The organism is Galbibacter orientalis DSM 19592 (genome assembly GCF_000260115.1).
GTDB classification, from domain to species: domain Bacteria; phylum Bacteroidota; class Bacteroidia; order Flavobacteriales; family Flavobacteriaceae; genus Galbibacter; species Galbibacter orientalis.
Genome location: NZ_JH651379.1, coordinates 1,024,454 through 1,040,855, shown reverse-complemented (window position 1 = coordinate 1,040,855; position 16,402 = coordinate 1,024,454). Strand labels below are relative to the sequence as shown.

15 protein-coding genes are annotated in these 16,402 nt (G+C 33.8%); 12 read left to right on the top strand and 3 right to left on the bottom strand.

Features of this window, described 5'->3' with window-relative positions; all coding sequences use genetic code 11:
• The first annotated feature begins 33 nt into the window (after positions 1–33).
• The 11 genes from JOOMADRAFT_RS04700 to JOOMADRAFT_RS04650 all read left to right on the top strand — a co-directional run bounded on the left by JOOMADRAFT_RS04700 (position 34) and on the right by JOOMADRAFT_RS04650 (position 9,681).
• Complete coding sequence (locus JOOMADRAFT_RS04700; protein ID WP_008611660.1) at positions 34–411, top strand: hypothetical protein; 378 nt, start codon at positions 34–36, stop codon at positions 409–411.
• Between the two features lie 21 nt (positions 412–432).
• On the top strand, positions 433–1,980 hold the full coding sequence (locus JOOMADRAFT_RS04695; RefSeq protein WP_008611659.1) for a hypothetical protein: 1,548 nt from the start codon (positions 433–435) through the stop codon (positions 1,978–1,980).
• Between the two features lie 5 nt (positions 1,981–1,985).
• A complete protein-coding gene (locus JOOMADRAFT_RS04690; protein ID WP_008611658.1) occupies positions 1,986–2,609 on the top strand; it encodes a hypothetical protein in 624 nt (207 codons plus the stop codon).
• 4 nt (positions 2,610–2,613) lie between these two features.
• On the top strand, positions 2,614–3,519 hold the full coding sequence (gene hemF / locus JOOMADRAFT_RS04685) for an oxygen-dependent coproporphyrinogen oxidase (protein ID WP_008611657.1): 906 nt from the start codon (positions 2,614–2,616) through the stop codon (positions 3,517–3,519).
• A complete protein-coding gene (locus tag JOOMADRAFT_RS04680; protein WP_008611656.1) occupies positions 3,507–4,484 on the top strand; it encodes a DUF4421 family protein in 978 nt (325 codons plus the stop codon). Before hemF ends, JOOMADRAFT_RS04680 begins: the two co-directional genes overlap by 13 nt.
• A gap of 138 nt (positions 4,485–4,622) precedes the next feature.
• Entirely contained in the window at positions 4,623–5,612 is a 990-nt protein-coding gene (hemB, locus tag JOOMADRAFT_RS04675; protein WP_008611655.1) for a porphobilinogen synthase, read from the top strand.
• A 4-nt stretch (positions 5,613–5,616) separates the two neighbouring features.
• The gene (locus JOOMADRAFT_RS04670) at positions 5,617–6,120 is read left to right on the top strand and encodes a DinB family protein (RefSeq protein WP_008611654.1); all 504 of its coding nucleotides are present in this window, start codon (positions 5,617–5,619) and stop codon (positions 6,118–6,120) included.
• Positions 6,121–6,216: 96 nt separating this feature from the next.
• Positions 6,217–7,323 carry a CNNM domain-containing protein gene (locus JOOMADRAFT_RS04665; RefSeq protein ID WP_008611651.1) on the top strand — a complete coding sequence of 369 codons (1,107 nt, stop codon included), beginning with the start codon at positions 6,217–6,219 and terminating at the stop codon, positions 7,321–7,323.
• Complete coding sequence (locus tag JOOMADRAFT_RS04660; RefSeq protein WP_040879543.1) at positions 7,304–7,777, top strand: methylated-DNA--[protein]-cysteine S-methyltransferase; 474 nt, start codon at positions 7,304–7,306, stop codon at positions 7,775–7,777. Before JOOMADRAFT_RS04665 ends, JOOMADRAFT_RS04660 begins: the two co-directional genes overlap by 20 nt.
• Positions 7,778–7,820: 43 nt before the next feature.
• Positions 7,821–8,978: a serine hydrolase domain-containing protein gene (locus JOOMADRAFT_RS04655; RefSeq protein ID WP_157136653.1), complete on the top strand. Its 1,158-nt coding sequence runs from the start codon at positions 7,821–7,823 to the stop codon at positions 8,976–8,978.
• Positions 8,968–9,681 (top strand): 3'-5' exonuclease, encoded by a 714-nt coding sequence (locus JOOMADRAFT_RS04650; RefSeq protein WP_008611646.1) that lies wholly within the window; start codon positions 8,968–8,970, stop codon positions 9,679–9,681. The genes JOOMADRAFT_RS04655 and JOOMADRAFT_RS04650 overlap by 11 nt, the downstream gene beginning before the upstream one ends.
• Before the next feature lie 193 nt (positions 9,682–9,874).
• Here JOOMADRAFT_RS04650 and JOOMADRAFT_RS04645 read toward each other — a convergent pair whose 3' ends face one another.
• Together JOOMADRAFT_RS04645 and JOOMADRAFT_RS04640 are read right to left on the bottom strand one after the other, a co-directional pair.
• A complete protein-coding gene (locus JOOMADRAFT_RS04645) occupies positions 9,875–12,862 on the bottom strand; it encodes a S8 family serine peptidase (protein WP_157136652.1) in 2,988 nt (995 codons plus the stop codon).
• Between the two features lie 263 nt (positions 12,863–13,125).
• Entirely contained in the window at positions 13,126–14,076 is a 951-nt protein-coding gene (locus tag JOOMADRAFT_RS04640; RefSeq protein WP_008611643.1) for an endonuclease/exonuclease/phosphatase family protein, read from the bottom strand.
• A 53-nt stretch (positions 14,077–14,129) separates the two neighbouring features.
• Here JOOMADRAFT_RS04640 and hflX point away from each other — a divergent pair, with 53 nt between their 5' ends.
• A complete protein-coding gene (hflX, locus tag JOOMADRAFT_RS04635; RefSeq protein WP_008611642.1) occupies positions 14,130–15,344 on the top strand; it encodes a GTPase HflX in 1,215 nt (404 codons plus the stop codon).
• Positions 15,345–15,461: 117 nt separating this feature from the next.
• Here the strand turns inward: hflX and JOOMADRAFT_RS04630 are convergent, their stop codons facing one another.
• Complete coding sequence (locus tag JOOMADRAFT_RS04630) at positions 15,462–16,379, bottom strand: DUF3078 domain-containing protein (RefSeq protein WP_008611641.1); 918 nt, start codon at positions 16,377–16,379, stop codon at positions 15,462–15,464.
• Between the last annotated feature and the right edge of the window lie 23 nt (positions 16,380–16,402).

Here is a 16,402-nt window from a genome sequence, read left to right as displayed (position 1 = left end):
ATGAGGGATTTAAGTTAACACTAAATTTAAAAAATGAGTTTATTCAATTTTGAAAATTATAAGTTTAAGATGGATAAGGACGGATTTATTCCATTATCGGAATTTGCAGATCCGCTTTTTGAAAATGACGTTGTTAGTCTTGCACAAATCGTTACTGAACAACCCGATGAGATCCTCTTCAAAGAAAAAAATGTAAAACATAATATTCGTTTAAAAACAATAGAAATAACTCCAGACCCTATATTTCCAAATATTAAACATGCTACAGCCTGTGAAGGCGGAATTCATAAAGACTCTTTTGTTGATTATGTTGAAATAATGAGAAAACTACAAAAACAATCTACCGAATGGTTTGAAAAATTTGTGGAGGATTACAACGAAGAAGTAAAAAAACGATTTCCAAAAGACTAATTCATCAAGATTTATTTCAGTATGCAAAAACTCATCTTTTATATAATATTCTTAGCCGTAGTTAAAGGTTTTGGTCAAAAACTAGAATTCAACCCAAAAAAAGATCACCAGTATCCTTTTGAGACCGAATTGGTTGTTTTCAACACCTCACGCATTGACCTTGCCCTTAAAACAATCATTGGGACCACTTTCTTAAAAAACAAAGGGTATCGCATGAAGGTGGATCGGTTTCAGGTAAAGTCTCCTATATTTACGGTGGACAGCGACAACCCAGAAAGCTTGGGACAAGACAGTACAAAGGTAAGGGAGATCATTTCCAAGCCTTTCATTTTTATACCGGAAGAAGGAACCTTAAAATTGGTAAGCCATACAGGCATCGACGATTTTGACAAGATACAAGAAGCCTTAAAAGAATTTGGCAAGTATCACAACCCTAGCAACAATAAATTATACGAAGGCATTGTATTAAAAAAAGGATACTCTTGGAGCGTTACCGATTCCATCTCCAGTGAATTCCTTAATGTCAAGAGCCAAGTCGTAACATATGATTATACGGTAAAAAACATCACAAGAAAAGAAGTGATCCTTTACGGAAAGAGTGTTATGGAAAAAGAATACGATACCACAAATATTGCGGTGAAATATGTTTTGGACAAAAAAACCGGAATACCGCTTTACACCAAATTTGTATCTCATGAAAATGATGATGTCAGCGTTTTTATGATAAACAGGGTAAAAAATTATCATGCCCCAGATATGTTTGAAGAGTTTATGACAATAGAACCCGACCTGTACTACAGCAGCTATATGAAATACAGCAGCTCTGATAACTCATCAATTGAATACGAATACCAAAAGCCCCCATTAATAACAGACAGGGAAAAGCTTGAAAAAACAATAGCACAAAGCTTGGACAGCCTTGTAATCGATACCTATCCTGGGCGGGAAAATTCGTACTATCTAAGTGGTTACCTCAACAACAGCGAAAGTGTTATGGACTCCCTTTTGGCCGGCGCCTATTCAAAGGTGAACAGCATTCAATTTTATGATAAAAATGGAAAAACCATCAACTTAAAACCCGACAAGAATGTTCCGTACTATACCCCGATGTATTTTGGTCCTTATCATTCCGGTTTATATCAACCCGTCCCAAAAATAGAAAAGGTCGAAATAGACATTACTACATTTAAACCCACCAAAAGAAAAACAGTAGCGCTAAATTCCAACATGAGCAACACCGATTACGATCTTAAAATTGCCGACAGTACGGTAAGCTTGAACTTCAAAAAGTACATGAACATTGATTATCAATCATTCCGGTTTTTTGATAAAGATGGAAAAGAATTGGATGCCAAATGGATCATTAATAACATGAACGAAAACTTAGCTACAAACGGCGAAGCATTCACTCAAAAATTTATTGAGCAAGTGCCCGGCAAAAGGGATATTTTGTACACCATGAAATTCATTGTAAAAAATGCTTCAAAAGTGACTTTCGCCATTCTTACGGATGATTTAAAATTCAGGCATGCAAAAACAATTGAACGAAAAACATCTTCAAGACCATAAAAAACATGTCCATCAGCATTATTGAAAAATACGACCGACAATTTGAGTATGCAGGCATTTTAATGAATGTGTTTATTGTTTATCAATTATTACAATTGTGGGTGTTTCCGCAACCAACACAAGCAGAAAAAATTTATTCAATGTCATCCTTAATGGCTTTTGAATTTGTTTTGGTACATTCTGGTGTTTTTATGGCATTAATGCCCAAAAAATGGTCGCTCATCATCTTTGTTCCTTTTTATGGACTCTTTGCTTATGCCTTCAACAAGTCAATGCCCAACAACGTAATTTTAATTACGTATATGTTTGTAGTTTTAAACAGAATGCGTTTTGCCTTTTTTAATGTCGATAAAAAATTTAAAGATCGAACCATTCTTTTTTCTATTATAGCTCTTATTGTTTATTTTATATTAATTTTTGTAGTAGCTTTTAGCTCGGAAATACTTCCCCCTTTTGGACTTACCAATGAGTTCCTAAACTTATCAGGCTACAATAAATTAAAAAACAACTTAGGAGGTTCGGGCGGCTTATTTTTAGATGCTCCGCAAACTGGTTTATGCTTAGGTATTTTATATTACAGCATACTCGCAATAATAGAAGGAAAATTAATTTCATATAAAGGAAAGTAAACAGATGAAAAATAAATTCTACCAATATATACAACAGCTTCAAGATACCATTACTTCTAAATTAGAAGAAATAGATGGGAAGGCAACATTTCAACAAGATTTATGGGAACGCCCAGAAGGCGGTGGTGGACGCACACGAGTAATAGAAAACGGAGATGTTTTTGAAAAAGGAGGCGTAAATATTTCGGCAGTTCATGGGCCTTTACCTCCAACCATGCAGGCATATTTTAAAGTAGAAGATTGCAATTTTTTTGCTTGTGGATTAAGCTTGGTACTACATCCTAAAAACCCAATGGTTCCCACCGTACATGCAAATTGGCGCTATTTTGAAATGTACAATAAGCAAGGAGAAATTATAGATAGTTGGTTTGGGGGTGGTCAAGATTTAACGCCTTATTATTTATTTGAAGAAGATGCCAAACATTTTCATCAAACCTGCAAAACAGCTTGCAATAAACATGATGCTAATTTCTATCCTGATTTTAAAAAGAAATGCGACGAGTATTTTTGGAATGCACACCGAAATGAAGCTCGTGGTATAGGTGGTCTCTTTTTTGACTACTGTAAAGCTTCCGAAGAAAAAAGCATGGAAGATTGGTATAATTTTGTTACTGAAGTTGGAAATAGCTTTTTAGAGGCTTATGTCCCAATTGTGGAAAAAAGAAAAAAACTTCCTTATTCCAAAGCAAATAGAAATTGGCAGGAAATCCGTCGTGGACGCTATGTAGAATTTAATTTGGTGCACGATAAAGGTACTCTCTTCGGACTAAAAACTAATGGTCGTATTGAAAGTATTTTAATGAGTTTGCCGCCGCATGTACAATGGGTTTACAACCACCATCCTGAACAAGGAAGCGAAGAAGAAAAATTAATCAAAGTATTGGAAACTCCAAAAGAATGGGTCGGATAAGTATATATATATCTTTATTCTTTCTCTCTTTTAACTGTTTTTCTCAGGAACAAACGGTTAAAAAAGACACCGTATCTGATGATGGCTATATTAAAAGATTCAATAGTTTAATAGGACTCCGGTTTTCTTTTATAGATGTTTCTAATAGTTTTGATTATTATCAAGGTGAAAATAAAACTACGTATGATATCATCCCCAATAAAAAACAGCGCCTAGCTTTAGGTTTCCAATATAGATTTATTGAATTTGGATTCGGATTTTCACCTTCTTTCTTACCAGGAAACAACGGCGATGACACCGATTCTGATATTTACAATCTAAATTTTAGAGGGATTTATAAAGGATTGATTCAAACTTTAAGTTTTTATCATCAACGGGGGTTTGAGGTAAAAAGTAGTGCTGAAAATTTTGATGCTCCGCTCTTAGAAACTAATAAAATACAAGGCTCCACTGCATTTTCTTTAAATGATAAGTTTTCATATCGGGCAACAGTAGGACAACGGGAATGGCAAGCAAAAAGCGCTGGAAGTTTGATTCCGAAAATAGCATACGATTATACTAATTTTGTGATGGAATCCAGCGGTTTTGACCAAAATTTGCAATCGGCAAACATAGGATTAGTTCCTGGGTATCAATACAGTTATGTAATTAATGACCATATGTTTATTTCTGCAGGTGCTTCTGTAGGTGTAGGACTTAATTATAATAATTTTGGGGGTACTGGTATTTTTACAACCTTATTTAGTATGTCGGCAAATGGAGTATTCGGATTTAATTTGAATCGCTATTTTGGTGGGATTCATGCCGATTTTTCTAAACTGAAATACCACGGTCATAACCATATCCAATTAGACGACAATATTGCTTATATAGATATTTATATAGGCTACCGATTTAAAGCACCAAAAATACTAACCAAAACCGCCGATAAAATAAATGATACTTTTAAGATTGAAGAAGATTGAAGCGTGTAAAAGTAAGAAATGAGGAAATGAGGAAATTTAAAAGTAAAGAAAATACTATTAAAACCTTTGCCCCTCTGAACCTCTGAACCTTTGAACCTTTGAACCGCATTCAGAATTATAAAATTAAAAAACAAAAATATGTATCCATTAAGAAGAAACAGACGCTTAAGAACCAATGAAGCTATTCGTAGTTTGGTACAAGAAACCATTATAACTCCAAACGATTTTTTGGTTCCTTTATTTGTAGTAGAAGGTAAAAACATAAAAGAAGAAATTGCTTCCATGCCAAATTACTTCCGTTTCAGTTTAGATCTACTTGAAAAAGAAGTAAAAGAATTATGGGGCATGGGATTAAAATCGGTTTTACTTTTTGTAAAAGTACCAGACAATTTAAAAGATAATAAAGGTACCGAAGCACTCAACCCAGATGGATTAATGCAACGTGCAATAAAAACTGTAAAAAATGCAGTTCCAGAAATGTTGGTTATGACCGACGTAGCGCTAGATCCATATTCGGCTTATGGTCATGATGGAATTGTAGAAAACGGACAAATATTAAACGATCCTTCTGCAGAAGTATTGGCCAAAATGGCTCTATCCCACGCACAAGCAGGAGCCAATTTTGTAGCACCAAGTGATATGATGGACGGTAGAATTTTAAAAATGCGTGAAACATTAGAAAACGAAGGTTTTATAAATACTGGAATAATGAGTTATAGCGCCAAATATGCTTCTGCTTTTTATGGTCCTTTTCGAGATGCCTTAGATTCTGCTCCTGTAGATGCAAAAGATATTCCTAAGGATAAAAGAACCTACCAAATGGATCCTGCCAACCGTACCGAAGCTTTAAAAGAAACACAAATGGATATAGACGAAGGTGCCGATATTGTTATGGTAAAACCTGGACTTTGCTACTTAGACATTGTTCGAGACCTTAAGAATAATTTTGAAGTACCAGTAGCCGTGTATCAAGTAAGTGGTGAATATGCAATGATAAAAGCCGCTTCTGAAAGAGGATGGCTCGACCATGATGCAGTTATTTTAGAACAAACTCTTGCAATTAAAAGAGCTGGTGCCGATATTATTGCTAGCTATTTTGCAAAAGATGTAGTTAAACTAATTTCTTAAATTGATGAAAAATCTATTCTCTATTATTTTTATCCTGACAATAACTACGTTATCTGCTCAAGATTTTTCGGTTGCTACCTTTAGCGAAAAATGGGAAAACTCTAAAAGCTATTTACTACAAATAGCACAATCAATGCCCGAAGAAAAGTACGACTATAAGCCTACCGAGCGCGAAATGAGTTTTAAAGAACAACTCCTACATATTCAACAAAACATGAATTGGCTCGGTAAAACTTATTTTGAGGCTGATATTAAGGATGAAAAAGTAGAAAACAGTAACAAAGAAGCCCTATTAAAATCAATTTCCACTTCTTTTGATGCAGTTAAAAATGCAGTTATAAAAACTCCAGACTCAACACTTGTAGATAAAGTAGATTTCTTTGCAGGCAAAAAAACCAAATTGCAAATCCTCAATTTATTACAAGACCATGTAACACATCACCGCGGACAATTAATAGTTTATTTAAATCTAAACAATATCAAACCTCCTAAATATGTAGGATGGTAATTTTAAGAGTATTCTTACATTTAGACAATCATTAGGGATAAACCCTTCTTTTGCTTCTTAGTATTTATATACGTATTTTAGCTACAAATCAATTATATGGGATTATTAATTTTATTTGCCCTCGTTTCAATTTTCTTCTCGTTTTTATGTTCTGTACTCGAGGCTGTTTTTTTGAGCGTTACACCAACATTTATAAACGTAAAGAAACAAGAAGGAAAGACATATGCCTTTACCCTTGAAAAGTTAAAGCAAAATGTAGATGCTCCGCTTATTGCTATTTTAACTATCAATACCGTTGCACATACGGTTGGCGCAATTTTAGTGGGGGTTCAAGCTGAAAAATTACCATATAAAATTGATATTTTAGGTTTTAATATTGTCGGAATTGTATCGGCTATTATGACCGTTTTAATTCTTGTTGTTTCAGAAATTATCCCTAAAACTATTGGAGCAACCTATTGGAGACGATTAGGAAATTTTACTGCTAAGACATTGACTATAATGATTTTTCCCTTAAAATGGACAGGAATTATCTGGCTTTTAAAATTAACAACAAAACTTATCGGTGGGAAAAGTGCACATGGGTCTGTTTTCAGTAGAGAAGATTTTACAGCTATGGCAGATATCGCTCAAGAAGAAGGGGTTTTCCAAGAATCTGAGTCGACCATGATTAAAAACCTAATGCGTTTCGATCAGATTTGGGCAAAAGATATTATGACTCCACGTACCGTTATGAAAACAGCTTCGGAAGATTTAACAATCCAAGAATTCTTTAATAGAAATCCGAAACTTCGATTCTCCAGAATTCCTATTTATAAAAATAATGTTGATAATATTACTGGTTTTGTTTTAAAAGATCAAGTACTGGAAGCTATGATTAATGGAGAAGGTGATGAAAAATTAAGTACCCTCCGCAGAGATATTTTAATTTCTAAACGAAGTATTCCGCTACCAGAACTTTTTGAAAAATTTATAGGAAATCAAGATCATATTGCTTTGGTTGTTGACGAATACGGTTCTATAAGCGGACTCGTAACAATGGAAGATATTATAGAAACCATGCTAGGACTCGAAATTGTTGATGAAAGTGATAATGTAGAAGATTTACAATTATTAGCACGTAGAAATTGGCAAATTAGAGCAGAAAGAATGGGTATTTTTGAAAAGCCAATTGAAGAGAATGATGGAACAAGTAGTAATTAAAACTCCCCTTGGAAGTACAAAAATTGTTGGAGATAAAAATGGAATTACTTCTATTACTGTTTTAGATGAAGAAACTACTATTTCTACAAACATTCCTGATGATTTAAAAGAAGCAACCCAACAACTGCAGGCATATTTTACAGGAAATCTAGTACAGTTTAATTTCAAAATAAACCCGCAAGGAACAGATTTCCAAAAACGTGTTTGGAAAGAATTACTAAATATTCCCTTCGGAAAAACAACTTCTTACTTAGAACTATCAAAAACATTAGGCGATGTAAAAGCTATTAGAGCTGTTGCCTCTGCCAATGGTAAAAATCCACTTTGGATTGTTGTTCCCTGCCACCGTGTTATTGGCACCGATGGCTCTCTTACAGGCTATGCAGGTGGCTTATGGCGCAAAAAATGGCTTTTAGAACACGAAAGTCCATCTCCTCAACAAAAGCTTTTTTAAACAGATTAATTCCTATATTTAGTTTAATTTCATCAAACTCTCTATGAAAATGATACGTAAAATTTTCAGAGCCTTCCTATTTATTATAGGAATAACATGGATTGCTCTATATATCTTCGGATATGATTACTTGATAAAAGCCGTTCGTGTAACCTATTTAACAGGGCATTCCACTGCTTTTATAGATGATTTTAAGTATTTCGACAATGAAATTATTCAGAAAGGAGTTAATCCTCAACCATGGCCAAAAGCCCCATTCTATCAAAATATAGTATCTGAAAATCTTGACAAACTCAATCAAAAATATGGAACAGCTGCTTTTCTCATTATAAAAAACGATTCTATTTTTAGAGAAAAATATTATAATGAATACAACGAGATGAGTCGTACAAACTCATTTTCAATGGCAAAAACCCTAGTTGTAACCCTATTACAAAAGGCAATTCAAGAGGGGTATATAAAGAGTTTAGATCAACCTGTAGCAGATTTTTATAAAGAATTTGATACTCCAATTGGTAGAAAAATGACTGTTGGAGATCTAGCTTCAATGGGCAGTGGTCTCAATTGGGATGAGGCTTATTACAGTCCATTTTCCATCACTACCCGTGCCTACTTTGATGATGACCTAACAAAAATAATTCTCGGATTAAAAGTAGTTGACACCCCAGGAGAATCTTATAAATACCTAAGTGGTAATACACAATTACTGGCAATGATTATCCAGAAAAGCACTAAACAAAGTTTAGCAAATTATTTATCCGCTAGTTTTTGGCAACCCATGGGCGCCACAGAAATGGGACTTTGGCAATTAGATAGTAAAGAATCCGGACTCGCAAAGGCTTATTGCTGTATTGCTGCCACTGCAAGAGATTTTGCTCGCTTTGGCAAGCTCTATAAAGACAATGGTAAATGGAACGGTGTACAGCTTTTGGATTCAATTTTTGTTAAAAAAGCTACAAAACCTAGATTTAAAGACGGACAAATGTATGGCTATGGTTTATGGTTACTAAATAATTACAATGGAAGAGACTTTTTTATGCTCCGAGGTCATTTAGGTCAGTATGTAATTGTTCAACCAGAGGATAACTTAATTATAGTTCGCTTAGGAGACCAGACCTCATCAGAACAAATAAATTCTTTCAGTAAAGACATTTATGAATATATTGATGAATCCTATAAAATAATAAACGATGCTAACTAAAATTAGTCTAGAAAATATTTTATTCCTCGATATTGAAACAGTTCCAGAGCATGATAATTTTGATGCTTTAGACCCTACAAAAAAAGAACTCTGGGCACATAAAACACAATATCAGCGAAAGGAAGATTTTTCACCAGAAGAATTTTATGATCGTGCTGGTATTTGGGCGGAATTTGGAATGATTGTTTGTATCTCTGTAGGATATTTTACCTTTAAAGGTAATACAAGAAGCTTTAGAGTTACCTCAATTCACGGAGAAGAAAAAGATCTTTTGAACGAATTTAAAAACCTTTTAGAGACTCATTATAACGAACCTTATAAATTACTTTGCGGACATAATGCTAAGGAATTTGACTTCCCTTTTATTGCAAGAAGAATGATTATTCATGGAATAAGATTACCTACAAAACTTAATTTATTTGGAAAAAAACCTTGGGAAATCCCTCATTTAGACACCATGGAACTCTGGAAGTTTGGCGATTATAAGCATTATACTTCTCTTAAGCTACTTACTAATATTTTAAACATCCCATCGCCAAAAGACGATATTGATGGAAGTATGGTTTGCCATGTGTTTTACGTTGAAAAAGATATTGATAAGATTGTAACTTATTGCGAAAAAGATGTCATTGCCGTAGCTCAAATTTTTCTTCGCTTAAGAGGACAGGATATTTTAGACGATTCAGAAATTAAACATGTCTGATTTTTAGTTGAGAGTTTAAGGTTGAAAGTAAAAAGTTAAATAGTTATGAAGTTACGTTGTTATGATGTTTTTTGACTATAAAATAGAGAAGTCAATTCGAAAAACTTTCAATCTTTGAATCAAGAGAAAGATTTTTCAATTATCAACTATAAATCTTAAACTCTCAACTACAGACTGCCTACTGGGCACTGTTCTAATTCTTTAAAAACTTGGCTCCAGTCATTTTTCCATTTTCTTGAACTGCAACTACATAAAGTCCAGATGGAAAACGAGATACATCAATACTTTTATTGTAACCATTACCTGCAGCTACAATATTTCCTGCAGAATTATAAATTTGGTAAGCATCGTTAGTAGCAGAAAGTCCGTTAATAGTAATATTATTTACTGTTGGATTTGGATATACACTTATTCTCTTTATATCATCTTGAGTCTTTAGAAGTTCACTAACATCCATTGCTGCCAATCTATCTAAAGAGCTTTCTTTACTTGCACTATTTGCAAAACCTCTAACAGTAACATTATCAATGTAAATGCTAGTAGTTTCATTATAAATTTGTGTTTCTATTTTAAATTGAGTGTTTTCAGAAAATTTAAGCTCTTTGTTTGTAAGAGTTAATGTAGCTTGATAGAAATATCCATTCGCTACTTCATCATTTATAACATAGGTCTCTAATAAATCCCAACCATTACCATTATTTACAGATACAGATATTTTATCATTATTTTTAATAGCTGTTGCTAAAACATAGAAGTCTAACGCTATTTTTTCATATGGTAATATATTCATTTTTGGCGTTAAGATTGAAGCCAAACCTGTTTCTCTACTACTTGCAGCTATAGAGTTATCCAAAGTATATTTTCCTTTACTTGCTCCCCAAATTCCTGATGCACTCCACTCTCCTATTCCATTTTCAAAATCATTGAAAGCAATTATATCAGTTAGACTTTCTTTAGATAATGTTCTTACTGAATATGCATCGCTTATTTCAGAAGTATTTTTAGCTTCGTCTTTAGCTACAATTGTAAAAGTATACACTGTATTTGCCTGTAATCCGGTTACTGTTAATTTATTTTCAGCAAGCTCATCTATTTTAATTCCGTCCATAAAAACTTCATAAGCAACCGTTGCAACATTATCTGTTGCCTGTTCCCAACTTAACTCTAATTGAGTTTGAGACAAACCAGAAACCGAAATATGTTTAACACTATTTGGAGCTTCTGTATCTATAAATTTAGTTTTAAATACTTTTACCTCGCTATATTCAGATTCTGCTAACTCAGAACATAAAGTTCTCACTTTCCACTCATAAATGGTATTTTGCGATAATGAGCTTAATTTATTATTGTTTTTAGTAGCTAGAACTGTATTCCAAGAACCACTTGTATTTTTATTACTTCCTTGCACTCTATAAGCAACTTCATAAATTGCATCTGCCACAACTTCCCATTCTAGTGTTGCCTCTGTTTCTTTAATTTCTGATGAAGACAATTCTTTTGGAGTGTCCAATGTACAAGCGCTTTTTTTAACTCCTGTAAGAACTATTGAAAAATCCTGTGAAGAAGTTGCTAATTGCCCTTTGTGAGTAACCGTAATTTTATAGGTACCTGAAGCATTAGGAATTTCAACTTTTTCAAACGGATCCACATTATTAATTCCTTTTTCCGCAGCACTATTTCCTTTACTAACAGAAAGTTTCCAAGGATAATAAGCAGTCTCTTCTCCTTCTTTAGTAATAATTATATCAAGGTTGTTTACTAAAACTGATGTTGGATCGTTTAACTTCCCTTCATTTTTTGATGCATTTGCAAGGTCTGTCCAAGAAATTGAAGCCATTAATGTTTGTCCTTCTTCCGCATCAACAGTAAAACTATATGTTTGTCCTTCATTTAAAGTCTCTTCAATAATTTCCGATTCGAATCCCGCTTTTGAAATTGTTTCTGCAGCCTTTCTAGCATTTATAATTCCCCATCCAAATTTATAATCTGGCCCTGGAAAAGCACCTGCCTCATCTGCGGTATGCAATGTTAATCCTTTAAGCGTTGCCGCTCTCATAAAAGTTCCGTGTGTTTCTCTGTAATATTGCTGAAGTAACAATAAAGATCCCGTAACACCAGGAGCCGCCATTGAGGTTCCAGATTGACTAACATAGCTAGTTTCTGTATCACTATAAGCCGAATATACATCTACCCCTTCGCCTGTAATATCTGGTTTAATTCTACCATCATCTGTAGGACCGAAATTACTAAAAGAAGCAATATCTGCACTAATAAGGTTTTCATTTTCATCTAAAACCACATTATCTGCCGCGGCTACTGTCAATCCATTCTTAGACACTGCATACCCAAGTAAAAGATCGTTTGCATCTGCTGGAGTTCCTACATTTGGAGTTTCATTATATTGATATTGCTGTGTATTTCCAGCAGCTGTAACCATTAAATAATAAGGAGCATTGTACATAATCTCGTCCCATTCTTGCGCTTGGTAAATATATGCTCCGAAATACCAATCTGGAATTGTTTTTCCACTAATTCCATAAGAATGATTTGAAAGTAATAATCCGTTTGCCGCTGCTTCTGCCACTTCCGCCTCGTCATTAGTCCAATCAAAAGTAACTCCCTCTGCATTGAAAGCAACACCTTTTGCTTTTTTATCAACCCCTGCTGCCATAATTGTTCCTAAAACATGCGTTGCGTGTCCACTTGTTCTTTTTGAATCATCTCCAGACTTAACTCTCCCTGTAAACTCTTGATGAGACATTAAAGCATTTCCACTATCCCAAACTCCTACATGCATGCCAATTCCATCTACATCTAAATGCAAATCTCCAGTTCTATAAAGTGAATTTGATCTAGATGCGTGTACCACATTATCATTAAATGTTGTAAAATAAATAGGCGCCCCATCTGGACCAACTTTTTCTAATTCCATATAGCCACCATTTGGAAGCTTTTTAGACACTTCCCAACCTTTAGAACGTGCTAAACTATGTGCTTTTTCTTTATTCAATAAAGCTTTACTTCTAAATTTAGCTGAAATCGATTTTAGATTCTTACTTTGAAAATCTTGAACATGTGTAGCTTTTTGAAACTTCTGTTGCGCTTCAACTTCTGAGACATTAAAAAGAAAAATTCCTGTAATTGCGATAGACAAAACTGTCTTTTGTAGGATTGATTTCATAGTTCTTGTGATTTGGCATAACTAAAGTAGGAGTTAAACCAAACCTTATCGATAAACTGCACGATTTATTCGATGAAATGCATTGTAGTTTTCGATGAATTACATGAAATAGCAAAAAATGTAAGATTATAAATAATTTATGTGTAGTATTTTTCTGTATGCTAAAGTGTATTTCATCGATTATTTTTACCTTTAATAGGTATTTTGATATTTTAGAGCCTAAAAATCATCCAAAAACAGCATACAAGTAAGAAAACAGATTCCTAAGATTTTTTTAGCTGAATAAAAACAGGAAAATGATCACTATAACCGCCAAGATATTTTGTGCCAACATATGTTCTAAAGGGAAAACCTTTGTATTTCTCCTCCCATTCAGTTAAAAAATGTTCATCTAAAATATCAGCATTCAAAAAAGTAAGTTTACTGCGATATGCATCAAAGAAATTGGTTGAAATAATGATTTGATCAAAAACATTCCAACTAAAATTATGCGTAAGACTTCCTCTTTCATCTGGAATAAGCAACTTTTCCATTGGGTTATAGAAATTGGACGTTACCAAATGTTCTTTTACACTAGGAGAGTGAGGATCATCGTTAAAATCTCCCATAATAATAAACTTCGGATTCTCTTCTTGAACTCTAATCTGGTCAATAACGGTATGCAATGTTTTTGCAGCCGCAATTCTCTTATAATCTGTCTCTCCAGCTCCTTGTCTCCGAGAAGGCCAATGATTTACAAAAACATGAATTTCTTCGCCATATAACTTTCCAAAAACATGTAAAATATCTCTAGTATAATCTCGGATTCCTTCTTCATTATACACTAAAAGAGGAATAGCCTTACTCCGAACAACCTCAAAAGTAGCTGCTTGATACAAAAGTGCAGTATCGATGCCACGTTCATCTGGAGAATTATAATGAATATAGTTATAATTGGCATCAGCTAAAGCCTCAGTAGCAATCAAATCGTTGAGGACCTTTTTATTTTCAACTTCAGCAACACCTAACAATGTAGGAGGAGCGCTTAACGTTTTAGCACCAATATGAGCAATTGCTTTACTTAATTTATAAATTTTGTTTTCATATCGGTCATCATCCCACTGCAACCTTCCATCTTCAGTATAGTCTTGATCTAAAATATTGGGGTCGTTAATGGTATCAAACAGGTTTTCTAAATTATAAAATGCTACCGTATATAAATTGTTATCGCTCATGGTGTAAAAATAAAAAAATCAATTGTGTACCTTTGTACTTTACACTATTATTTATGCTGGAAAAGAAAACAATAGATTATGAGAAAGTGGTGCTCATTGGTATTATTAACCAAGAGCAGGATGAAGAAAAGTCTAGAGAATATTTAGATGAATTAGAGTTCTTGGCATATACTGCCGGTGGGGAAGTAGCTACTAGATTCACCCAAAAAGTAGACATTCCAAATCCAAAGACCTTTATTGGAACTGGGAAAATGGAACAAATTAGAGAATATGTATCCGAGAATGATATAGGAACTGTAATTTTTGATGACGAATTAACGCCTGCACAACAAAAAAATATTGAGAAAATCTTAAAAGCTAAGATTTTAGATCGAACTAGTTTAATACTAGATATTTTTGCACAACGTGCACAAACTAGTTATGCAAGAACTCAGGTAGAATTAGCTCAATACCAATATTTATTACCACGACTTACAGGTTTATGGACCCACTTAGAACGACAACGAGGGGGGATTGGAATGCGTGGACCTGGAGAAACAGAAATTGAAACGGATAGACGTATTGTAAGAGATAGGATTGCCTTACTAAAAAAGAAACTCGAAAAGATAGATAAACAAATGGAAACGCAACGCGGTAATCGTGGGGCTTTAGTCCGTGTAGCTTTAATTGGTTACACCAATGTTGGAAAATCTACTTTGATGAATGTTATTAGTAAGAGTGATGTTTTTGCAGAGAATAAACTTTTTGCAACCCTAGATACCACTGTTAGAAAGGTTGTTATTGGGAACCTTCCGTTTTTATTGAGTGATACGGTAGGATTTATTAGAAAACTACCAACACAATTGGTGGAATCTTTTAAAAGTACGCTAGACGAAGTTCGTGAAGCTGATTTATTACTACATGTAGTAGACATTTCTCATCCTAATTTTGAAGAACATATAGCCTCTGTTAATCAGATTTTAGATGAAATAAAAAGTGCTGACAAACCAACAATCATGGTTTTCAATAAAATTGACAATTACGAGCATGAAACCATTGATGAAGATGATTTAGTTACCGAGAAAACTACAAAACACTTCACTTTAAAAGAATGGGAACAAACTTGGATGAGCAGATTAGATAGTAAGGATGTGCTCTTTATTTCAGCTTTAAACAAAGAAAATCTAGAAGAATTTAGAAAGAAGGTATACGACTCTGTTAGGGAAATACACGTAACACGTTTTCCGTATAACAGCTTTTTGTATCCTGAATATGAGGAAGGGCTTTAGGCTTTAGGCTTTAGGCTTTAGGCTTTAGGCTTTAGGCTTTAGGCTTTAGGCTTTAGGCAAAAAAATACCTCGACAAAATAGTCGAGGTATTTTTTTATAAACTTGTTTAAATATTTCTTAGAATCCGAAGTTTACTCCTAAACCAAATACTTCTCTTAACTGTAATGCTGTTACAGCATTATCATCATACACTAATTGAAGTGTAAAATTTGTAGAAAGATATTCATTGATTTTTAATATGGCGTTTAATGTATAATCAAAATCTACATTTTGTGGATCTTCTAAATAATTAGAATACATATTAAGTGTATTTTCAATAGTTACATTTTCCATAGCTGTAAACTTGTAATACCCTGAAGCATAAAAACCTAACTCGTAACGAAAAGTATCTCCTGGATCAATTCCGTATGCTTGTAAAGCATTAATATTTGATGGACCAGAATGTGCAACGAAATCATCAATATCATCATCATAAATATAAAGATCATCACTAATAAAGGTCATTTTAGAAGTAGCTGGTGCTAAATTAAACTTAAGGTTTTCGTTTTTCTTCCATTCTAAACCAGGAACAAAAGTTAAGTAAGCTGGTTTAAATAATCCTGAAGTTCGAAAATCTCCATCAGCGTCATTATCGTAATCATAACCGTCTGTAAATTGAGTTCTAAAGTTTAAGAAAAAAGAATAATTCCAATTTCCAAAAGCTTCTTTCCCCACTAATGAGTTGTACTCAAAACGGTCGTCTGTTTTACGTGTTCCTTGGTCATCGTTATTTGTAAGACCATAAGAAGCTATTACTTTATTATCCCAAGACCATTCCCCTCTTAAATAATTAAAGTCGTAATTAATACCCGCTGTTCCAGAAATATTATTCTGTCCTCCAGCAACCCAATTACTAAAAGCAGATTGATTGATTAAAAAAGTGAAAGTTCCTCCTTTAGTCCACCCTTGTTTTGGAGTTTCTTCTGCATCAGCATCCTGAGCATACGTAAAAGACATTCCAAATATTAGCGCCCCTATTACTAATAGTTTTCTCATTGATTTTAATTTTAAGTTAACTA